Raw genomic sequence first — 21,354 nt, 5'->3', positions numbered from 1 at the left:
GACGCATCGCGCGCGATCACCTCACCGTTCCGCGCAGATCCGAAAGCGTCGCCATGAGCGTCAAGGCTTCTAAGGGCGAGGGTTCAAAGCCGAGCGCCAGATAGAAGGCCGCGGCTTCATCGGAAATGGCATGAACCAAGACGCCTCTGATGCCGATGGCCTCAGCCGCGTGCATGACGCGCAGGACGGAGTCGCGCACGAGCGCGCGACCGATTCCCCGCTTCTGGCATGTGCGATCGATCGCCAATCGGCCAAGCACGGCGACCGGGACGGGATCAGGCATGTTCCGTCGAAGCCTTGGCGACGCCCCGACCATTGCAACCGCTCCGGACGCGAGCGCGTAATAAGCGATGACGCGAGGGCCATTGCAGACGACGTAAGTCCGAGATGCGCCGCTCGCTTGATTGGCGCGGGCGCGGCGTCTCAGCCAGTCATCGAGGACAGGAACGCCGCAGTCGAAAGCGGAAAGTTCGTCGGCGTCGGATATCGGGCGGGGCGGCGCAAACGTCAGTCCCACGGCGCTTTAGTCGTCATCATGCGCCGCAATTTCTCGTTTGGCGCGGACGGCGCATCGAGGCGCTCGACGAAGCGCGCGTAGTTTTCGGGGCCGACATTGAACAAGGCGCGGTCCAGCAAGGCGTCCTGGGCGGCGCGACGGCCTGCTTCCAGTAAAAACTCGGTTCGGGTCTTTCCCAGCAATTGAGCGGCGCGCGCGATGAGCTCTCGGTCCTCAGGCTTAACGCGAAGATTGAGCGTCTCGCGCTTTGCGGTTGAATGATTGGCCGCCATGATGGCTCTTCTCCAGCAACTCCCTTGCTTTTAGCACACCGTAATGACGGTGTCATTACCCGTCACAAGCCGCAAACGCCGTTGGCCGTATGATGCGCTCTCGAATGAATCGCCCTCAGCCTGAAGGAAGGATATGTCTCCATTTTCCGATCGACTCTTCATCAAGGTCGGTTCTCTTTTGGAAGGCGCCGCCGAAGGACGCTACGCTATCGGCGCGCTGACTATTGCCCTTGTCGCGACAATCATCATGGTAGCGCTCGACCATTGTTAGCGCGCTTGACCTCGCGTCCGTTACGGGCGACCTATCTGCCGACGATAACGACCGCCGAAGCGACCCGATGAACGACGCCGCACAAGAGACCCGCCTGCCCGATCCGGTCGCCGCCGAGCCCGCGCCCCGCCACCGCACCTGCGCGGTGGCCATCGGCGCGGGGGCAGGCGCCGTGACGGTCGGCGGCGGCGCGCCGGTCGTCGTCCAGTCGATGACCAACACCGACACGGCGGACGTCGAGTCGACCGTCGCGCAGGTGACGGCGCTGGCGCAGGCCGGCTCCGAACTCGTGCGCATCACCGTCGACCGCGACGAGGCGGCGGCGGCCGTGCCGCATATCCGCGACAGGCTGGACCAAAAGGGCGTCAGCGTCCCGCTGGTCGGCGATTTCCACTACATCGGCCACAAGCTTCTCGCCGATCATCCGGCCTGCGGCGAAGCGCTCGCCAAATACCGCATCAATCCGGGCAATGTCGGCTTCAAGGAGAAGAAGGACAAGCAGTTCGCCTCGATCGTCGAGCTTGCCGCAAAACACGGCAAGGCGGTGCGCATCGGCGCCAATTGGGGCTCGCTCGACCAGGAGCTGCTGACCTATCTCATGGACTTGAACCACGCCTCGGACCGGCCGCTCGACGCGCGCGCCGTGACCCGCGAGGCGCTCGTCCGCTCGGCGCTGATGTCGGCCCGCCGCGCCGAGGAAATCGGCCTCGCCAAGGACCGCATCGTCATTTCGGCGAAGGTCTCGGCGGTGCAGGACCTCATCGCCGTCTACCGCATGCTGGCGGCGCGCAGCGACTATGCGCTCCATCTCGGCCTCACCGAGGCCGGCATGGGCTCGAAAGGCGTCGTCGCGTCTTCCGCCGCGCTTGGCGTGCTGCTGCAGGACGGCGTCGGCGACACGATCCGCGTCTCGCTGACGCCGGAGCCCGGCGGCGACCGTTCGCTGGAAGTGCGCGTCGCGCAGGAAATTCTGCAGACGATGGGCTTTCGCACCTTCGTGCCGCTCGTCGCGGCCTGCCCGGGCTGCGGGCGCACCACCTCGACGGTGTTTCAGGAGCTGGCGCGCGACATTCAGGCGCATATCCGCGAGCGCATGGCCGTCTGGCGCATGCACTATCCCGGCGTCGAGACGCTCAATGTCGCGGTGATGGGCTGTATCGTGAACGGTCCCGGCGAGTCGAAACACGCCGACATCGGCATTTCCCTGCCCGGCACCGGCGAGACGCCAGCCGCGCCCGTCTTCATCGACGGCAAAAAGGCGATGACTTTGCGCGGCGAAGGCATCGCCGAGGAGTTCACCCGCATCGTCGACGATTACGTCATCCGTCGCTTCGCCGGCGGCCAAAAGGGTGAAGCGGCGGAGTAGCCGCCGCCTCAATGCTGGTTTTTTCGCGCGTCATGCCCGCGCTTGTCGCGGGTATCCACGCGGCGCCGCCACGCGAGCCTCGCAGCTTTCGCGCATCGTCCCGGCGTGGATGGCCGGGACAAGCCCGGCCATGACGTGTGATGGTTTCCAGTAGCGACAGCGACGGCTTACGCCTGTTGCAACGCCTCTGCGGCTTTTCGCAAATCGCGCCAGGCGGCCGGCTTCAGCGCCGAACTCTTCAGCATCGCCTCGAGACTGGTAAACGCGAAGGCGCGCGCGACATGCGCGCCGCAGCGCGCTTCGTGAAGCTTGCCGCGCAGCTTTCCGACGGGCTCGCTCGTCGCGAGCATGACCCGCGCCGGCGCCTCGCCAAACAGCAACAGAATTTCGGGCCGCGCCAGCTCCACCCGACGGCGCGCGAAAGCCGCAAAGATCGCCGCTTCATGCGGCGTCAGCGCGCGATCGCCGGGCGGCCGCCAGGGCGACACATAGGCGAGCGAAGCGCTTGCGCGATCGAGACCGATTGCCGCGAGCATATTGTCGAGGAGCTTCGCCGAAAGTCCGCTGAACGCTTCGCCGCTCGCTTCTTCCGTCGCGCCCGGCGCGGCGTCAAACGCGATGACGCGCGCGTCGGCCGCCCCCGCGCCAAAAAGAAAATGCTGCGCCATGTCGCGAAAGGGCGCATGCGGAAAATCGGCGAGGCGCGCGGCGAGGCCGTCGAGATCGCACGCATCCGCCGCCGCCTGTTCTGCGGCGCGAATGGCCTCGTCGGGCGCTACGATCGGCGCCGCGGCGCGGCGCAGGCGCTCCGCGGCCTGGAGCGGCGGCGGGGTTGGAAGCGGCGCCGCCGGCTCGGCCGCGCGGAAAAGCGACGCGACGCCGGCGCGCGCGCTGTCCGCGTAGCGGTCGTGGGCGGTCTCGTCGAGCGCCAGATCGACGCCGCTCTCGACATGCCAGTCGAGCAAGGCCATGAGGGCGTTCGCGTTTTCCGGAATGTCGGCGCGCATGGCGCGAACACTAATTGAAGCGGCGCCAAGATCAACAGGAGCGGTGCGCGGCCGCACATTTTGCGGCGGCGATTCGCGCAATCTATATTGCGCCAAATCAAAGCTATCTCTCGATGAGACAGATCGGCCGATGCTCGAAACCATCGCAATTGCCGAAGACGAACAGGACTTGCGTGAGCTGCTCGCCGAATTCCTTTCGACGAACGGCTACCGCGTGCTAGCGGCGCCGAGCGCCGCCGAATTCCGCGCCATGGTGGAATTCGAAGCGATCGATCTCGCCATTCTCGACATCAACATGCCCGGCGAAGACGGCTTGTCGCTCGCAAGATGGCTGAACGCGCGCGGCTCAACAGGCATCATCTTCGCGACAGCGGTCAGCTCTGCAATCGACCGCATCGTCGGCCTCGAATCCGGCGCCGACGATTACGTCACCAAACCCTACCACATGCGCGAAATGCTGGCGCGCATCCGCGGCCTGCTGCGCCGGAGAAAGCTGGCGCGCGCCGCGCTCGCCGGCAAAAGGCTGGCGGCGATCGCCTCGATCGACGTCGTCGGCTATACGCTCCTGATTCAGCACGACGAGCATAAGGGATTGGCGCTGATCGATCAGTTCTTTCGCGACGTCGTCACACAGTCGCTTCCGCGTCGCTCGGGAAGTTTATTCAAATTGCTCGGCGACGGCGCGCTGATCGATTTCGCCAGCGTGCATAACGCCGTCGAATGGGCTTTGGAGTGCCAGACCGAAACGCGCGCCTATGCGACGGCGCATGGGCACGCACAAACCCTACGGTTGCGCATCGGCGTGGCGGTTGGCGACGTGGTCGTGCGAAACGGGGACCGCTTTGGCGAAGTCGTGGCGCTCGCCGCCCGGATTCAGGAAGCCGCGCCGGCCGGTTCGGTCATGATCTCGGATGTGGCGCACGCGATGACGCGCGGGCATATCGGCAGGGACTTCGTGGCGCGACGGCACGCGCTCAAGAATATCGCCGAGCCGATGCAACTCTGGCTGCACGAGCCCCCCAGCGCGACATTCGTTGAGAGCGCATCGAATTGAGAGAGCGGCCCAAATGAACATTCAGCAGAAGGCGACGACGCAAGCGCCGGGAGACGGCGGCGCGCTGCTGCGGGCGTTGTTCGACGCCATTCCCGGCCGCGCCGCCTTTCTCGACGCCGAGCTGCGCTATCGCTACGTCAACAATGAATTTCTCATGGCGCTGGGGACGACGCGAGAAGGCGTCATCGGAAAATCCGTCGATGACGTTCTGGGCGCGGAGGCGGCCGAGCTTTACAGAGCCGCCTTGCCAAACCTGCTGGCGAACGAACCGCAACGCTTCCGCCGACAGGCGCAAGACCGGGACGGCGCCCGTCACTGGATCGAAGAGGACCTCAAGCCTTTCGCGCCCGCCGGCGCCGTACAGGGCGTGGTCTGCGTCGCGCATCCGCTCGCCGGCGTCGAGGAATGCGAAAGCGTGCGGACGGAGTGGCTCGAGTCGCACAAGACTCGCGAAGCGATCCACGCAGCGGTGGTCGATTCCGCCCTCGACTGTATCGTCGTCATTGACGCGCAAGGCCGTGTCGTGGAGTTCAACCCTGCGGCTTCGGCGACATTCGGCTATTCGCGCGAGCAGGCGATCGGCAGGACCGTCGCGGAACTGATCGTCCCCATAGAATTACGCGATCGTCACAACATCGGGCTCGAGCGCTTCCGATCAGGCGGCCCGACTTCCGTCATCGGGCGGCGCGTGGAATTGGAAGCGATGCGCGCGGACGGTTCGCGCATTCCAATCGAACTGGCGATCACGGCGGTCGGTTCCGGCCCGAGCGCTCTCTTCACCGCGCATCTTCGCGATCTGCGTCCGGCGAGAGAAGCGCAGGCGCAGATCGAAGGTCAAAGAGAAGCGCTCTACCAAAGCGAAAAGCTTGCGGCCTTGGGGTCGCTGCTCGCCGGCGTGGCGCATGAACTCAATAATCCGCTCTCGATCGTCATCGGGCAGGCGCTTATGCTGCGCGAGGCGGCTCAGTCGCACGCGGAGTTGGACATCCAGTTCGAGGAGTTTGCGGAGCGAGGCGCAAAAATCGAGACCGCCGCCAACCGCTGCGCAAGGATCGTGAAGATCTTTCTGGCCATGGCGCGGCAGCGCGAAGCGCAACGTGGGAGGGTGGAAATTCCCGAGCTCGTCGAGCGCGTGCTCGAACTCCTCTCGTACGGGTTGCGGACGGCCGGCATCGACGTCACGACGGATCTTCCGGCCAATCTGCCGCCGCTGCTGGCGGACAGCGATCAGTTGCATCAAGTGCTGCTGAATCTGGTGGTGAACGCCAAACAGGCGCTCGAAACGCAGCCGGCGCCGCGGCGCATTTCGATCGTCGCGCGCGCCGATCACGCCGCGCAAAAGCTCGACATCCGCATCTCTGACAATGGGTCGGGCGTTCCAGACGCGATTCGGAGCCGGATCTTCGATCCTTTCTTCACGACGAAGCCGCAAGGGGTGGGAACCGGCATCGGCCTCGCCGTTTCACGCGGCCTGATCGAGGCGCACGGAGGTTCGCTCACCCTGGAGCCGCCGCAGACGGACGCGGGCGCCGTCTTTGTCATCAGACTGCCGATTGAAGCCGTTCAGATCGAAAATGCCGCCGATGCGCAGACTGCGGCCGCCGCGCCGCATGAGGCCGTCAAACGGCGGGCGCTGATCGTCGACGACGAAGTCGAAATCGCGAATTTGCTTGCGGAAATTTTGCGGCGTCTCGGCTTCGACTGCGAGCTCGCGACAAGCGGCGACCACGCAAAACAGGCGGTCGCCGCACGGCCTGCCGACCTCATTCTCTGCGATATCCGCATGCCGAACGGCGACGGTCCGGCGTTCTACGACTGGCTCAGCGTCGAACATCCGCAGTGGGCGAACCGGATCGCCTTTATCACCGGCGACGTTCTGGGTCCGGGCGCGGATCGCTTCATCGCGCGGTCCGGCTGTCCGGTCGTCGAGAAACCTTTCACGCCCGAGGACATTCGCCTGGTCGCCGATTTGCTCTGCGACGATGCGGGAATGTGAGAGCTGGTCGACCCCGTTCAGCAGCAGCGAAAGGCGCGTTCGCCATTGCCGCCGAACCGCGCGCTTTCGCGCGCGCGGAAAAACTCCTCGCGCGTCATGATCGGCGTTCCGTCGTGGCGCGCGCGAATATGCGCGACATAGGCGTCATAATCGCCCTGGCCGACCATGAGCCGCGCGCCGTCGCGCAGCTTGCGCGAGAGCTTCGAAAGATCAAGCCCGGGCAGGCCGCAGATCGTGCAATTCATCTTCGGTCTCCCGCGTGGTGACATGCGCCACGGCGCGCGCCTCGCGAATGGCGTTGATCGCGAAGGCGAACATCGCGAGCACCAGCGTTGCGTAGATCGCGCATAACGAGGCGTCGACATAGTCGTTGAAGATCACGCGACGCATTTCGGCGAGCGTCTTCGCCGGCGCCAGCAATTGGTCCTTCGCGGCGGCGGCGGCAAATTTTCTGGCGTGCGCCAGAAAGCCGATGCGCGGGTCTTCGTGAAAAATCTTTTCGAAGGCGGCCGTCAGCGTGCAGATGTAGAGCCAGGCCGTCGGGACGATGGCGACAAAGGCGTAACGCTCGCGCTTCATGCGATAGAGCACGACGACGCAGAGCGTCAGCGCAATCGCCGCCAGCATCTGATTGGCGATGCCGAACAACGGCCACAGCGTATTGATGCCGCCCAGCGGATCGATCACGCCCTGATAGAGAAAATAGCCCCAGCCCGTCACGACGATGCCCGTCGCGACAAGATTGGGCCCCCAGGCGCGCGTATCGGCGAGCGCCGGGATGAAGGCGCCGGCAAGGTCCTGGATCATGAAGCGCGCGACGCGCGTCCCGGCGTCGAGCGTCGTGAGGATGAACAGCGCCTCGAAGAGGATGGCGAAATGATACCAGAAGGACATGCCCGCCGCGCCGCCGACGACCGAAGAGAGAATCTGCGCCATGCCGACGGCAAGCGTCGGCGCGCCGCCGGCCCGCGACAGGATGGATTTCTCGCCGACCTGTTCGGCGACGCCGGCGAGCGTCTCCGGCGTCACGGGGAAGCCCCATGCGGAGATCGTCGCCGCGGCGGCGTCCGGAGTCGCGCCGATGACGGCCGGCGCGGCGTTCATCGCGAAATAGACGCCAGGCTCCAACACGCTCGCGGCGATCATCGCCATGATGGCGACGAAGGATTCCATCAGCATGGCGCCATAGCCGATGAAGCGCGTCTGCGTCTCGTCGCCGATCATCTTCGGCGTCGTGCCGGAAGAAACGAGCGCGTGAAAGCCCGACACCGCGCCGCATGCGATGGTGATGAACAGGAAGGGGAAGAGGCTGCCCGCGAAAACCGGACCCGTGCCGTCGATGAAACGGGTCACGGCCGGCATTTTGAGATCGGGCCAGACGATGAAAATGCCCGCCGCGAGAGAGATGATCGTGCCGATTTTGAGAAAGGTCGAAAGATAGTCGCGCGGCGCGAGCAGAAACCAGATCGGCAGAACGGAGGCGATGAAGCCATAGGCGATCAGCATGAAGGCCAGCGCCTCGGCCTGATAGGTGAAGAGCGGCGCCAGCGCCGCGCTCTCCGACACGGTGCGGCCGAGCCAGATGCTGGCGACGAGCAGCACGAAGCCGAGCAACGACATTTCGAGGATGCGGCCCGGCCGGAGATAGCGGCCATACACGCCCATGAGAATGGCGATGGGCAGCGTGGCCATCACCGTGAAGGAGCCCCAGGGGCTGTTGGCGAGCGCCTTGACGACGACGAGGCCGAGCACCGCGAGCAGAATGATCATGATGCTCAATATGCCGACCATGGCGACGAACCCGGCGATCGGTCCCATCTCGGTCTTGATGAGATCGCCGAGCGAACGGCCGTCACGCCGCGTCGAAATGACGAGCACCATGAAATCCTGCACGGCGCCGGCGAAAATCACGCCGGCGAGGAGCCATAGCGTGCCCGGAAGATAGCCCATCTGCGCCGCAAGCACGGGACCGACGAGCGGTCCCGGCCCGGCGATCGCCGCGAAATGGTGGCCGAACAGCACCCATTTGTCGGTCGGCACATAGTCGAGTCCGTCGTTGCGGCGCAACGCGGGCGTACGCCGCCGCGCGTCGAGCGCCAACACCCGAACGGCGATAAAGCGCGAATAGAAGCGATAGCCGATGGCGTAGGTCCCGATCGCCGCGGTCACCAGCCACATGGCGTTGACCGGCTCGCCCCGCGAAACTGCGAGCGTGTAGAGCGAGAACAGCGCGAGGGCGAACACAAGCGCCCAAGGAAGCAATCTCAGCGTACGATGATTGTGGGCGATGTTGACGATCGACATAAGGACCCCGAATAGCGACGACACTCGCCGCGTCGCGCTCAACGAAACTTATAATTTCGCGAGGGTCAAGGGATCGCGCCGGCCCGCAAAATATTTGCGCAAAGCCTCGGCGAAGAGCGGCTCTTGCGGCGCCGCCGCCGCGAACAACGTCATCGACGAATGGAACTTCAGATCGTCGGGATGGCCGAAGATCTCATGCGCGCTGCGGCCTTCGACTCCGTTGACGAGGCCGACGCAGTCCCTGAGCCGCGCGCCCAACACAGGATGGGCGAGATAGCCGCGCGCCTCGGCGAGCGAGCCAAGGGCGTAGCGCTGCGCCATGGCGCTCGCGCCGAGCCCTTCGAGTTGCGGAAAGACGAACCACATCCAGTGACTACGCTTGCGCCCTGCGGCGAGCTCCGCCGTCGCCTGCGCATAGATCGGCTCCTGCGCCGCGACGAAGCGGGCAAGGTCGTAAGCGTCGCCCGAGGCGTCCGTCATGCCAATTCCAATTAAACAACTCTGCTGTCATTCCCGACGCGCGCAACGCGCGCGATCGGAAATCCAAAGCAAGACCAGAATTCTTGAATTGGCTCTGGATTCCCGGTCGGACCTTCGGTCCGCCGGGAATGACAGATCAATCACTCCGCCGCTTCCGCGCGCACGGGTTCGTAGTTGAGAATGGGCGCAAGCCAGCGTTCCGCGTCGCGCGCGTCGATGCCCTTGCGACGCGCATAATCTTCGATCTGATCGCGTTCGATCTTGGCGACGCCGAAATAATGCGCGCTCGGATGCGCGAGATAGAGCCCGCTGACGGACGCGGCCGGCGTCATCGCGAAACTTTCGGTGAGCTTCACGCCGGTGCGCTTTTCGGCGTTGAGCAGATCGAAGATCGTCGCCTTCTCGGTGTGATCGGGCTGCGCCGGATAACCTGGCGCCGGGCGAATGCCGGCGTAGGGCTCGCCGATCAGCGTTTCCGGCGTGAAATTCTCTTCATGCGCATAGCCCCAGAACTCCTTGCGCACGCGCTCATGCATGCGCTCGGCGAAGGCCTCGGCGACGCGGTCGGCGAGCGCCTTGACCATGATCGAGCCATAGTCGTCGTTGGCGCGGGCGTAGCGTGCGGCGATCTTCTCTTCTTCCGCGCCGGCGGTCACGACAAAGGCGCCGATGTAATCGGCCTTGCCGCTCTCCTTGGGCGCGATGAAATCGGCAAGCGCCAGATTGGCCTTTCCGTCGCGCTTCGGCAATTGCTGACGCAGCGTATGCAGCGTCGCGATCTTTTCGCTGCGCGACTCGCCGTTGTAGAGCACGATGTCGTCGCCAACGGCGTTCGCCGGCCAGAAGCCGATAACGGCCTTCGGCGTGAACCAGCGCTCCTCGACAATCCGCTTCAGCATGGCGCGGGCGTCGTCGTAGAGCGTGCGCGCCGCCTCGCCGCGCTCGGGATCGTCGAGCAGCGCCGGATAGCGTCCCCGGAATTCCCAGGCCTGGAAGAAGGGCGTCCAGTCGATATAGGGAACGAGCTCCCCGACGTCATAGCTCGCGAAGGCGCGCGCGCCGGCGAAGGACGGTCGAATTGGCTCGTAGCCCGCCCAGTCGATCCTGAATCCATTGGCGCGCGCCTGGGCGAGCGGCACGCGCAGCTTGTCGGCCTGCGCGCGCGCATGCGCCTCGGCGACGCGTTCATATTCGGCGCGCGTCTGCGCGATATAGTCGCCGCGCGATTTTTCCGAAGCGAGCGCCTGGGCGACGCCGACGGCGCGGCTGGCGTCCGTGACATAGACGGCCTGGCCGCGATGATAGTTCGGGCTGATCTTCACAGCGGTATGCACGCGGCTCGTCGTCGCGCCGCCGATGAGGAGCGGCGTATCGAAGCCTTCGCGCTCCAACTCTGAAGCGACGAAGCACATCTCGTCCAGCGAGGGTGTGATGAGGCCGGAAAGGCCGATGAGATCGACCTTTTCCTTCTTCGCCGTCTCGAGAATCTTTGCCGCCGGCGTCATGACGCCAAGGTCGATGATCTCGAAATTATTGCAGCCCAGCACCACGCCGACGATGTTCTTGCCGATGTCGTGCACGTCGCCCTTGACGGTCGCGAGCAGAATCTTGCCGGCCGAAGACCGCGCGTCCTTCTCCTTCTCCATGAAGGGCATGAGATAGGCGACCGCCTGTTTCATCACCCGCGCCGATTTGACGACCTGCGGCAGGAACATTTTGCCGGAGCCGAAGAGATCGCCGACGACATTCATGCCGGCCATCAGCGGGCCTTCGATGACGTCGAGCGGCCGCGTCGCGGATTGCCGCGCTTCCTCGACGTCGGCCTCGATGTAATCCGTGACGCCGTTGACCAGCGCATATTCGAGACGCTTGCCGACGTTCTGCTCGCGCCAGGCGGCGTCCTTCTCCTGCGTTCTGGCGCCGGCGCCCTTGAACTTTTCCGCGAGTTCGACGAGCCGCTCGGTCGCGTCCTTGCGGCGGTTCAGCACAACGTCTTCGCACAATTCGCGAAGCTCCGGGTCGATCTCGGCGTAGACCGCCAGCTGGCCGGCGTTGACGATGCCCATGTCCATCCCCGCCTGAATGGCGTGATAGAGGAACACAGAATGCATCGCCTCGCGCACCGGCTCATTGCCGCGGAATGAAAAGGACAGGTTCGATACGCCGCCCGACACATGCACATGCGGCAGGTCGCGCTTGATGGTCCGCGTCGCCTCGATGAAGTCGACGCCGTAATTCTCGTGCTCTTCGATGCCGGTCGCGACCGCGAAAATATTGGGATCGAAGATGATGTCCTGCGGCGGGAAGCCGACGCTTTCGGTCAGAATTTTATAAGCGCGCGCGCAGATCTCGGTCTTTCGCGCGCGCGTATCGGCCTGACCCGTTTCGTCGAAGGCCATGACGACGACGGCGGCGCCGTAGCGGCGCACCTTGCGCGCGTCGGCGATGAATTTCTCCTCGCCTTCTTTTAGAGAGATCGAATTGACGACGCCCTTGCCCTGCAGGCATTTGAGGCCGGCTTCGATCACTTCGAATTTCGAGGAGTCGACCATCACCGGCACGCGCGCGATGTCCGGTTCGGCGGCCAGCAGGTTCAGGAATTCGACCATCGCGCGCTCGGAGTCGAGCAGGCCTTCGTCCATGTTGACGTCGATGACCTGAGCGCCGTTCGCTACCTGATCGCGCGCGACGTCGAGCGCCGCGGCGTAGTCGCCATTGGTGATCAGCTTGCGGAACTTCGCCGAACCGGTGACATTGGTGCGCTCGCCGACATTGACGAAGGGAATGTCCTTGGTCAGCGTGAAAGGCTCGAGGCCGGACAGCCGCAGCATCGGCTCGATCGCCGGAACCTCGCGGGGCGCGACGCCGGTCACGGCCCTGGCGATCGCCGCGATATGATCCGGAGTCGTGCCGCAGCAGCCGCCGACGACATTGACGAGGCCGGCCGTCGCGAATTCGCCGACGAGCTCCGCCATATATTCCGGGCTTTCGTCATAGAGGCCGAATTCATTCGGCAGGCCGGCGTTGGGAAAGGCGCAGACCCGCGTATCGGCGACGCGGCCGATGTCGGCGATGTGCTGGCGCATCTCGCGCGCGCCAAGCGCGCAGTTGAAGCCGATGGAGAACGGCTTGGCGTGGGCGAGCGAATTCCAGAAGGCGATCGCCGTCTGGCCGGAGAGCGTCCGGCCGGAAAGATCGGTGATCGTCCCCGAGATCATGATCGGAAAACGCGTGCCGACCTCGTCGCAAGCGTCTTCAAGCGCGTAGAGCGCCGCCTTGGCGTTCAGCGTATCGAATACCGTTTCGACCAGCAGGACGTCGGCGCCGCCTTCGATCAGGCCCAGCGCCGCTTCCTTATAGGCGGCGCGCAGATCGTCGAAGGTGACGGCGCGGAAGCCCGGATTCGACACGTCGGGCGAGATCGACGCCGTGCGATTGGTCGGGCCGAGCGAGCCGGCGACGAAGCGGCGCACGCCGGTCTTCGCCGCGACTTCGTCGGCCGCCGCGCGCGCCAGCCGTGCGCCTTCGCAATTGAGTTCGAAGGCGAGATGCTCAAGCCCATAGTCGGCCTGCGCAATCGTCGTCGACGAAAATGTGTTGGTTTCGATGATGTCGGCGCCGGCTTCGAGATAGGCGACATGGATCGCCTTGATCGCTTCGGGCTGCGTCAGCGTCAGCAGGTCGTTGTTGCCGCGCAGGTCTTTGGCGTGGTCCTTGAACCGGGCGCCGCGGAAATCCGCTTCCTCGAACTTGTGGCGTTGGATCATGGTGCCCATGGCGCCGTCGAGAATGAGAATGCGGCGCGAAGCCGCCTCATCGAGAGCCTTTAGAATATTCGGGCCGTGAGATGTCTCAAAGGTCATGCAAGCGCCTTTTCACGCAAGGGACGAACGCCGAGGAGATGGCAAATGGCGAATACGAGATCGGCGCGATTGTTGGTGTAGAAGTGGAATTCGTTGACGCCGGCGCGCGCCAGGCTCATCACCTGTTCGACGGCGGTCGTCGCGGCGATGAGCGCGCGGGTTTCGGGGTCGTCGTCCAGCCCGTCGAAGCGCTCGGCCAGCCAGCGCGGCACGCTCGCCCCGGCCTTGTGCGCAAAGCCCGCGACCTGCTTGAAATTGCGGATCGGCATGATGCCAGGCACGATCGGAATCGTCATTCCCCGTCCGCGCGCCTTGTCGAGAAACCTGAAGTAAACGTCGTTGTCGAAGAAGAACTGCGTGATCGCGCGCGTCGCGCCGGCGTCGACCTTCGCCTGCAGCGCGTCGAGGTCCTGTTCGATCGACGCGCTCTCGGGATGGCCTTCGGGATAGGTCGAGACCGAAATCTCGAAGTCGCCGCTCCGGCGGATGCCGCTGACGAGGTCGGTCGACGTCGCATAGCCTTTGGGATGCGGCTCGAATCTCGTGCCGACTCCCGTCGGCGGGTCGCCGCGCAGAGCGACGATATGGCGGACCCCGGCCTCCCAATATTCGCGCAGAATGGCGTCGATCTCCTCGCGCGGCGAGGAGACGCAGGTCAGATGCGCGGCGGGCTTCATGTCGGTCTCGCGCACGATGCGCGCGACGATCGAATGGGTGCGCTCGCGCGTGGTGCCGCCCGCGCCATAGGTGACGGAGACGAAATGCGGCCTGAGCGCCGCCAGCCGATTGATCGTCCGCCAGAGCTGGGTCTCCATCTCCGGCGTCTTGGGCGGGAAGAATTCATAGGAGATCGCAAAATGATTTTGCGAGGCTGTGGGATGAAGGGCGTTAAACATCAGGCTGTCTCATAAGATGCTGCGGGAATGGGATCGGCGATGATGCGCGGATCGCGCGCCAGCCATAAGGAGACGGTCAGTTTGGCGCCTTCACTCGCGTCCGGCGCGAGTTCGCGATGCTTGACGACTTCGAGCCCCGCCTGCGTCAGCAGCCCGGTGATTTCGGCGTCGGAGAAACCGAGGCGGCGATGCGCATGCGTGTCGCGCAGCGTCTCTTCGTGATGCGGCGCGAAGTCGACGACAAGCAGCCGCCCGCCGGGCGCGAGCACCCGCGCCGCCTCCCGGAGCGCGCGTCCCGGATCATCGAGGAAGTGCAGCACCTGATGCATGATCGCGAGGTCGACGGAATCGCGCTCGATCGGCAGCGCGTAAATGTCGCCCTGGCGCAGCTGCACATTGTTGAAGCCGGTCTCTTCGAGACGGCCGCGCGCGACGCCGAGCATGGCGGAGGACAGATCGACGCCGACCGCGCGCTCCGCCTGGGGCGCGAACAATTCCAGCATCCGGCCGGCGCCGGCGCCGAGATCGAGCAGATTGCGCACCGGCCGGTCGCCGACGGCCTCCCGCATCGCCTCTTCGACGCGCTCCTCGGGAACGTGCAGCGCGCGGATGCGGTCCCATTCTTCGGCGTGCGCGGCGAAATAGCGGGCGGCGTTCTCGGCGCGCGCCTGGCGGACCTGCGCGAGCCTGGCGCGGTCGCCGGCAAGCAGCGCGTCGTCGGCCTCAAGCCAGCCGACGATGGCGCGCGCCAGCGCGCCAGCGGGACCCGCGGGCGACAGGCGGAAGAACGCCCAAGCCCCTTCGCGGCGGCGCTCGACGAGGCCCGCTTCGACGAGGAGCTTGAGATGCCTGGAAACGCGCGGCTGGGACTGTCCAAGAATCGCCACGACCTCGCTCACCGTCAGCTCCGACTGGGCGAGCAGCGCCAGGAGCCGCAACCGCGTCTCCTCTCCGGCGGCGTTGAGCGCCGCGAGCGTGGGTTCGAGGGACAATTTGGCCACGGCCTTCATGAGGTCTCCTATAGATATAAAGATATCTATATACGTCAAATGCTCTGTGCGCAACCCGAGTTGTCGTGTTTTTGAATGCGGGAATCGCTTGACCGGATCCAAAACCGGGTTCATCCTACCTTCATATCGCACCTGTCGATCGGACAGCATGATCGGTAGGCTCGCTCGGGCGGGACCTCGACGCGAGGCGATAGGATAGGCCTGCAGATCCCCTGTTGCGGGCCGAACCGGGCAATAATGTTGCGAGAGGAGCATGACGCCACCGGGTCATATCATTTGACCGGCGTTTCGTTCCGGTCAAAGGGCGTCCAAGACAGCTGCTTGGCGCGTCCATCCTCCAGAAACAATTCGACATCCTTGCGGGCGGCCGAACGCAAAGGCCAAGCGTCGGGCGCCCGATCCCAGACTGGACATTCCAGGCTTGCTCCCGATTGAGGGGCAAATGGCCCCGTGAGCTTCCGCGCCACGGGGCCTGTTTTTTGCCGATCGCCAAACCGCCGAGGGTTCGGCGGGTCTTGGCGAGCATTGCCGAGACTGGCGCGCGCCGCGCCGATCGTTCGGCCCTGCGCCAATCCGCGCGCTGGAACGCAGCCGCCGACGCGCGAGACGCGCCGCCGCCTCACCGTCTTCTCTTCGTTCCTTGCTGACGACCTCGAAGAAAGTCTCCGTCGTTTCGCGCCGCTCGAACACATGCGGCGGCAGACCGCGCTTGGAGCGCCTCCTTCATGCGCGAAGGCGTCGTCAGGCGCATGGGCCTCGATCGGCCTGTGCTGAGACGCATAAGCACGGGCGACGGCGCCGCCTACACTGCGCCGTCGATGCGTCGAATTGGACACGAATTCGATCAGACATGCCGGAAAAAATCATGAGCGACGAGTTGCGAGAACGCGGAGCCCGCGCGAAGACCTGGACGGTTATTCTCTGGGGACTGATGCTTCTCGGCCCCATTGTTTTCTTCCTGTCGCTTCTGTCGGTCGGCGTTTGGCTCCTCGGCATGAGCCTGGACTGGTGGCGCGCCTCCGAAAACCCGCCGTCCGACGATGTGATCTTCAGCCCCGTCATCGCCATCGCTGTCGCCGAAATCCTCGGCGGGATCATCGCCTATGTTAAGCGCGACGAACTTGCAGGCGCGCCCCTCAAATGGCACGCAACCTCGATCGCTCGGACATTCTGGACAATGTTGACAGGCTTCGCCGTTACAATCGGCCTGGCGCTCGCGCTGCTGATCGTTCCGAACATTGACGCGGCGGGATTTGGCGTCGGCGCTTTGTTTGTTGCGCTCTTTACCCTGCCGCCGCTCTTTACCTGGAAGGCCTGTCGCGCGGTCCGAGGATTGCGCCGCGCCATCGATGAGACCCGGATCGCCGACGATCCGACGCGCCGCCCCTAGATCCACGAGCCGGCGCGAACGCCGGCCTCATGATTGTTGCGTCTTGGCGCCGGCTTTAGGCCGGCGTCTTCTCTTCTTCCTTGCTGACGACCTCGAGGAAGGTCTCCGCCGCCTCACGCCGCTCGAACACATGCGGCTGCAGACCGCGCTTGGAGAGCGCCTCCTTCATCTTCAAGCGCGCGAAGGCGCTGGTCGCATAGCGGGTCGTCGTCAGATAATAATGCTGGCTCATATAGTCGATCATCTCGGCGTAATCGTCATACAGCGCCTCATTGATCTTCCAGCCGTCGTGATTGACGACGGAGTTGACGCGCTTGCCGACCTTTTCGGACGCCTCGATCAGCGTCTTGCGCAGATCGTCGATGTCCTTCTTCGTGCGCGCGTGCCAGCCTTCGAGATTGACGAACAGAATATTGCGGTCGGCGTCATATGTGACGCGATCCAACATGTTGAGATTGATCAGGTCGGCGAGCAGACCCATCGGCTCGTCGATGAAGATGCGCTTATCCATCAACTCGGGATGTTCGACGATCGGCTTGAAGTCCATATGCGCGAGAATGTCCCTGTCGATATCGATCCCGGGCGCGACCTCGATCAGTTCCAGGCCCTTGTCGACGAGTTTGAACACGCAGCGCTCGGTGACGTAATAGACCGGCTGCTTGCGCTTCTGGGCGAATTTGCCCGAGAAGGTGATCTGCTCGACGGCGTTGAGGAACTTCTTGTTCCTGCCTTCCTGCAGAATATTCACCTTTCCGTCCGCGATCTCGACGCGCAGTCCGCCATTGGTGAACGTGCCGGCGTAAACGACGAGCCGCGCATTCTGGCTGATGTTGATGAAGCCGCCGCACCCGTTGAGGCGACCGCCGAATTTCGACGTGTTGACATTGCCCTGCAGATCGCACTCCGCCATGCCGAGACAGGTCATGTCGAGACCGCCGCCGTCATAGAAATCGAACTGCTGGTTCTGCTGGATGATCGCGTCGGCGTTGGTCGCTGCGCCGAAGCTCGAACCGGAGGCGAGCACGCCGCCGATCGCGCCGGCTTCCGTCGTCAGCGTGATGTAGGGCGTCATCTTTTCTTCGTTGGCGACGGCGGCGATGCCTTCCGGCGCGCCGACGCCGAGATTGACGACGCCGTTCGGCGGCAGTTCGAAGCTGGCGCGGCGCGCGATGACCTTGCGTTCGTCGAGCGGCATCTTGGCGAACTTCTCGACCGGCACGCGGACCTCGCCCGCAAGCGCCGGATTGTGGATCACGCCGTAATTCATGCGGTGCATTTCCGGCGGATCGGCGACGACGACGGCCGAGACGAGAATGCCCGGCACATGCACGTCCTTGGGTTTGATCGAGCCCTGTTCGACGATGCGCTCGACCTGCGCGATGACGAGACCGCCGTTGTTATGGGCGGCCATGGCCTGAGCGAGATTGTCGAGCACGAGCGCTTCGCGCTCCATCGAGATATTGCCTGAAGGGTCTGCGGACGTGCCGCGGATGAACGCGACGTCGATCTTGGTGGCGATATAGAAGAGCCACTCCTCGCCCATGATGTTATGGTATTTGACCATGTCCTCCTTGGTGCGCTCATTCACCTTGCCGCCGCCGAAACGCGGATCGACATAGGTGTAGAGCCCGACCTTGGAGAAGAGCCCCGGTTGGCCGGCGGCGCAGGCGCGGTAGAGCTGCGAGATGACGCCCTGCGGGAGATTGTAGCCGCAGATCTTATTCTCTTGCGCCGCCTGAGCGACTTTCGGCATGCGCCCGAAATTGGCGGCGATGACCCGACGCAGCAATCCCTCGTGATGGAAGCGCCCTGTGCCGAGGCCTTTGGAGTCGCCGGCGCCGGCGGTCATGATGAGCGTGAGGTCGCGCGGATGCTGCGTTTCGACGAAGCGCTTTTCCAAAGCGGCGTGCAGCGCTTCGGGAATGCAGCTCTGGACGAAGCCCGTGGTGGTTACGACGTCATTGTCGCGAATGAGCGCAATCGCCTCGTCGGCGGTAATGACTTTGTTGTTCGCCATATCCTCAGTTTTCCCTCGCTCCCCACTCTTTTTTGGATGCGGACCGTTGGCGTCGCCGCGTCGGTGGGCGTTTTCTTACAAAATGAGCGCTCAACCGTAGTGACCGCGCCGCCCTTGCGCAATAGCGGCGATGCGCCGCAGACCGCCGCAAACCCGCTGCAGCGCGGGAAAATCGCGGTCAGTCGCCGCGGTAGACGCAGCCCTCGAAGCAGCTGTCGCGAAAGATTCCGACTTCGGCCAGGCCCGGCAGCGTTGGCGCGAGGTCGCGCCAGATATAGGCGCAGAGATTTTCGAGCGTCGGCTTTCCCAAGCCTTCCAGATCGTTGAGAAAGGAATGGTCGAGGCGCTCGCGAAGCTCCGCCAGCCTCCGGCCAAGCTTGCCGAGGTCCATCACCCATTGTTCTTCAAGGGTGCGCGCGCCGCGCAGGGTGACGCGCACGCGAAAGGAATGCCCGTGCAGATTGCGGTATTTGCCGCCCTCCGGAGCCTCGGGGTCGTAAAGCGCGTGCGCCGCTTCGAAATAGAATTCGCGAAAGACCTCAAAAGTCGACACTTCTTACTTCACCCCGATCGCCTTGTGGGTTTGCAGGGACAGACGCCAGCGCGGATGCGCCAGGCAGTAGCTGACCGCGGCCTCCGTATTGCGCGAAACATCCGGCCCGTCCATGGGCTGCAGCAGAAAATGCCCGAAGTCGAGGCCCTCATAGGCGGCGGGGTCGACCCCCGGCTGGGGAAAGACGAGCTTCAGTTCCGAGCCGCTGGTCTGCGCCAGCGGTGCGCCGGCCTTGGGCGACACGCAGATCCAGTCGATCCCCGAGATCACGGGCAGCGTGCCATTCGTCTCGACGGCGATCTCGAAGCCTTCCGCGCAAAGCGCCGCGACGAAGGCGTGATCGATTTGCAGCATCGGCTCGCCGCCGGTCAGCACCGCGAAACGGCGCTCGCGGCCTGCCCCCCAGAGCCGCGCAAGATGTTCGGCCAGCGCCGTCGCGTCGACGAACTTGCCGCCGCCCTCGCCTTCGAAGCCGATGAAATCCGTGTCGCAGAACTGGCACTGCGCGGCGGCGCGATCTTCCTCGCGCCCGCTCCAGAGATTGCACCCGGCGAAGCGGCAGAAGACGGCGGCGCGGCCCGCATTAACGCCTTCGCCCTGCAGGGTTTTGAAGGCTTCCTTGACGATATAGGCCATTGCTCGCTCTAGCGCGGACGCTGTGCGGCGTAAAGCGAGACCGGGCTGGCCGGCGGCGAAGCCTACCCGTTCTTGGGCAGCTCCTTGTCCTTGCCGTCAGGCTCCGCAGGGGGCTGCGGCCGCGGATCGAGGCTGCGGATATAGGAGACGATGTCCTCGATCTCCTTGCGCGAGAGATGCATGTCCGGCATCGGCGGATGCGGATCCATCAGGAAATTGCCAAGCCTCTTCTTGTCGGTCCGGCGCCGGGCGACATCGAAGAAGGACGGCGCGTCAGCCGAGGCGCTGGTCTGTTCCGACGTCACGACATGGCACGACGCGCACCAGCGTTTGGCGATGATCACGCCGCGTTGCGGGTCGCCGGCGGCCAGGGCGAAGTTTGCGAAGGCGACGCTCGCGCCCAAGAGAGACAATGCGAACGTGAGGCGTCCAAGCTGCATGTGATTTTCCTTATGCGCGAGCCGGCGATTCGGCGTCCATGAAAGCACAGCCGCAGCCCGCTGGGTATCGGCCCCGCTTACGGAAACTTGCGTCAGGACGACGCGCGGCCGCTTGGCGGTTGCGGCATTTTTGCAACAGCTGTGTGATCCGATTGCAACAGTTCCTTAGATTAGCATTTTGCGTACGATTGTCGCTGCGCCAGCCCCTTTTCAGACACAAAGCCTGCGCTAAGGTGATCGTGTCACAAGCTCATTCGAGATGCGGAGACATGCGCCGAGAGCACCTGCTTTCGGCCGCTGGTTCCTTCTTTCCCTCTCGCTGATCGTCAGTGACGGCTGGCGTATGGCCTCGAGACGTCGGGCGTCTTCTAGGTTGAGGAAAGTCGGAATATTATGGTCCCAAGTATTCATAAGCGTCTGATTTCAATGTTCCGGCAGAGCGCGCGCGGGGCGGCGCCGAGCTGCTTTTTCGCGGCGGGCGTGGCCATGCTCGCAACCGGCTTTGTCGCGCCGGCGCCCGCTCTTGACGCGCCGCGCGCAACCGCCAAGGCCAATGCGCAGCCGCTGCCGATTTTCAAGGATCCGCGCGCCGCGTTGCGCGCCGGACTCGAAAGCTATCATGCCGGCGACGCGGCGACCTCCGTCGCTGCGCTGCGCTACGCCGCCGAGGGCGGAGAGCCGCTCGCGCAATGGAAGCTCGGCCGGATGTACGCCGAAGGCGACGGCGTCGCTCGCGACGACGCCAAGGCCTACGAATATTTCGCGCGCATCGTCGATCACTACGCTGACGACGAGCCGGATCCGCGCGAGCGGTCGATGGCGGCGAGCGCCTTCGTCGCGGTCGGACTTTATCTTCGCGACGGGGTTCCCAGCGCCAAGATCAAACCCGATCTCGATCACGCCTTCGATTTGTTCCGTTACGCCGCGACCTATTTCGGAAACGCCGACGCGCAATACAATCTGGCGCGCATGTATCTGGAAGGCGCCGGCGTGCGGAAGAGCATGCGGCAGGCGGTCAACTGGCTGGATCTTGCCGCGCGCAAGGGCCATCCGCAGGCCCAGGCGGTGCTCGGGCGCCTCATGTTCACCGGCGAGGCCAGCGGCGAGCCGGAACGCGCGCGCGGTCTGATGTATCTGACGCTGGCGCGGGACGCCGCAGGCGGCGCGGCGCGCGATCAATGGATCGTCGATCTGCACGCCGACGCGCTGAACGCCGCGAGCGAGGCCGACCGGAGAGCGGCGGTCGGCATGCTCGAGGGCTATCTGCGCGAACGCAACTGAC

General features: G+C 64.5%; 19 protein-coding genes. 6 read left to right on the top strand and 13 right to left on the bottom strand.

Annotated elements, in window-relative coordinates; all coding sequences use genetic code 11:
- Window positions 1-16: 16 nt before the first annotated feature.
- On the bottom strand, window positions 17-511 hold the full coding sequence (locus AB7F41_RS04275) for a GNAT family N-acetyltransferase (protein ID WP_428381542.1): 495 nt from the start codon (window positions 509-511) through the stop codon (window positions 17-19).
- The gene (locus AB7F41_RS04270; RefSeq protein ID WP_428381470.1) at window positions 508-789 is read right to left on the bottom strand and encodes a DUF1778 domain-containing protein; all 282 of its coding nucleotides are present in this window, start codon (window positions 787-789) and stop codon (window positions 508-510) included. The genes AB7F41_RS04275 and AB7F41_RS04270 overlap by 4 nt, the downstream gene beginning before the upstream one ends.
- 133 nt (window positions 790-922) lie before the next feature.
- On the opposite strand from AB7F41_RS04270, the gene AB7F41_RS04265 reads away from it, so the two are divergent.
- Both AB7F41_RS04265 and ispG read left to right on the top strand, forming a co-directional pair.
- The gene (locus AB7F41_RS04265; protein WP_428381468.1) at window positions 923-1,060 is read left to right on the top strand and encodes a hypothetical protein; all 138 of its coding nucleotides are present in this window, start codon (window positions 923-925) and stop codon (window positions 1,058-1,060) included.
- A 67-nt stretch (window positions 1,061-1,127) separates the two neighbouring features.
- The gene (ispG, locus tag AB7F41_RS04260) at window positions 1,128-2,426 is read left to right on the top strand and encodes a flavodoxin-dependent (E)-4-hydroxy-3-methylbut-2-enyl-diphosphate synthase (RefSeq protein WP_428381466.1); all 1,299 of its coding nucleotides are present in this window, start codon (window positions 1,128-1,130) and stop codon (window positions 2,424-2,426) included.
- Window positions 2,427-2,593: 167 nt separating this feature from the next.
- Here the strand turns inward: ispG and AB7F41_RS04255 are convergent, their stop codons facing one another.
- Window positions 2,594-3,397 (bottom strand): uracil-DNA glycosylase, encoded by an 804-nt coding sequence (locus AB7F41_RS04255; RefSeq protein ID WP_428381464.1) that lies wholly within the window; start codon window positions 3,395-3,397, stop codon window positions 2,594-2,596.
- A 166-nt stretch (window positions 3,398-3,563) separates the two neighbouring features.
- On the opposite strand from AB7F41_RS04255, the gene AB7F41_RS04250 reads away from it, so the two are divergent.
- On the top strand, window positions 3,564-4,487 hold the full coding sequence (locus AB7F41_RS04250; protein ID WP_428381462.1) for a response regulator: 924 nt from the start codon (window positions 3,564-3,566) through the stop codon (window positions 4,485-4,487).
- 13 nt (window positions 4,488-4,500) lie between these two features.
- The gene (locus AB7F41_RS04245; RefSeq protein WP_428381460.1) at window positions 4,501-6,483 is read left to right on the top strand and encodes a PAS domain S-box protein; all 1,983 of its coding nucleotides are present in this window, start codon (window positions 4,501-4,503) and stop codon (window positions 6,481-6,483) included.
- A gap of 17 nt (window positions 6,484-6,500) precedes the next feature.
- Here the strand turns inward: AB7F41_RS04245 and AB7F41_RS04240 are convergent, their stop codons facing one another.
- From AB7F41_RS04240 to AB7F41_RS04215, 6 genes are all read right to left on the bottom strand, one after another.
- Window positions 6,501-6,728 (bottom strand): YbdD/YjiX family protein, encoded by a 228-nt coding sequence (locus tag AB7F41_RS04240; protein ID WP_428381458.1) that lies wholly within the window; start codon window positions 6,726-6,728, stop codon window positions 6,501-6,503.
- Complete coding sequence (locus AB7F41_RS04235; protein WP_428381456.1) at window positions 6,694-8,787, bottom strand: carbon starvation CstA family protein; 2,094 nt, start codon at window positions 8,785-8,787, stop codon at window positions 6,694-6,696. The genes AB7F41_RS04240 and AB7F41_RS04235 overlap by 35 nt, the downstream gene beginning before the upstream one ends.
- Window positions 8,788-8,835: 48 nt before the next feature.
- On the bottom strand, window positions 8,836-9,267 hold the full coding sequence (locus AB7F41_RS04230) for a DUF1810 domain-containing protein (protein ID WP_428381454.1): 432 nt from the start codon (window positions 9,265-9,267) through the stop codon (window positions 8,836-8,838).
- A 140-nt stretch (window positions 9,268-9,407) separates the two neighbouring features.
- Window positions 9,408-13,130, bottom strand: a complete 3,723-nt coding sequence (gene metH, locus AB7F41_RS04225; RefSeq protein WP_428381452.1) for a methionine synthase — start codon at window positions 13,128-13,130, stop codon at window positions 9,408-9,410.
- Window positions 13,127-14,026: a methylenetetrahydrofolate reductase [NAD(P)H] gene (gene metF, locus AB7F41_RS04220; RefSeq protein WP_428381450.1), complete on the bottom strand. Its 900-nt coding sequence runs from the start codon at window positions 14,024-14,026 to the stop codon at window positions 13,127-13,129. Before metF ends, metH begins: the two co-directional genes overlap by 4 nt.
- Window positions 14,026-15,036, bottom strand: coding sequence for an ArsR/SmtB family transcription factor (locus AB7F41_RS04215; RefSeq protein WP_428381448.1), 1,011 nt, complete (start codon window positions 15,034-15,036; stop codon window positions 14,026-14,028). The genes metF and AB7F41_RS04215 overlap by 1 nt, the downstream gene beginning before the upstream one ends.
- A gap of 865 nt (window positions 15,037-15,901) precedes the next feature.
- Here AB7F41_RS04215 and AB7F41_RS04210 point away from each other — a divergent pair.
- Complete coding sequence (locus tag AB7F41_RS04210; protein ID WP_428381446.1) at window positions 15,902-16,426, top strand: hypothetical protein; 525 nt, start codon at window positions 15,902-15,904, stop codon at window positions 16,424-16,426.
- Between the two features lie 55 nt (window positions 16,427-16,481).
- Here AB7F41_RS04210 and AB7F41_RS04205 read toward each other — a convergent pair whose 3' ends face one another.
- The 4 genes from AB7F41_RS04205 to AB7F41_RS04190 all read right to left on the bottom strand — a co-directional run bounded on the left by AB7F41_RS04205 (window position 16,482) and on the right by AB7F41_RS04190 (window position 20,072).
- Complete coding sequence (locus AB7F41_RS04205; protein WP_428381444.1) at window positions 16,482-18,443, bottom strand: acyl CoA:acetate/3-ketoacid CoA transferase; 1,962 nt, start codon at window positions 18,441-18,443, stop codon at window positions 16,482-16,484.
- A gap of 178 nt (window positions 18,444-18,621) precedes the next feature.
- Window positions 18,622-18,996 carry a 6-pyruvoyl trahydropterin synthase family protein gene (locus AB7F41_RS04200; protein WP_428381442.1) on the bottom strand — a complete coding sequence of 125 codons (375 nt, stop codon included), beginning with the start codon at window positions 18,994-18,996 and terminating at the stop codon, window positions 18,622-18,624.
- A gap of 3 nt (window positions 18,997-18,999) precedes the next feature.
- Window positions 19,000-19,632, bottom strand: a complete 633-nt coding sequence (queE, locus tag AB7F41_RS04195) for a 7-carboxy-7-deazaguanine synthase (protein WP_428381440.1) — start codon at window positions 19,630-19,632, stop codon at window positions 19,000-19,002.
- Between the two features lie 62 nt (window positions 19,633-19,694).
- The gene (locus tag AB7F41_RS04190) at window positions 19,695-20,072 is read right to left on the bottom strand and encodes a c-type cytochrome (RefSeq protein WP_428381439.1); all 378 of its coding nucleotides are present in this window, start codon (window positions 20,070-20,072) and stop codon (window positions 19,695-19,697) included.
- Between the two features lie 486 nt (window positions 20,073-20,558).
- On the opposite strand from AB7F41_RS04190, the gene AB7F41_RS04185 reads away from it, so the two are divergent.
- Window positions 20,559-21,353, top strand: coding sequence for a tetratricopeptide repeat protein (locus tag AB7F41_RS04185; RefSeq protein WP_428381540.1), 795 nt, complete (start codon window positions 20,559-20,561; stop codon window positions 21,351-21,353).
- Window position 21,354 lies beyond the last annotated feature (1 nt).

Origin of the sequence: Methylocystis sp. (assembly GCF_050251305.1) — a bacterium.
Classification (GTDB): Bacteria; Pseudomonadota; Alphaproteobacteria; order Rhizobiales; family Beijerinckiaceae; genus Methylocystis.
The sequence above is the reverse complement of the archived record's forward strand: the minus strand, read 5'-3'. Positions and strand labels throughout refer to the sequence as shown.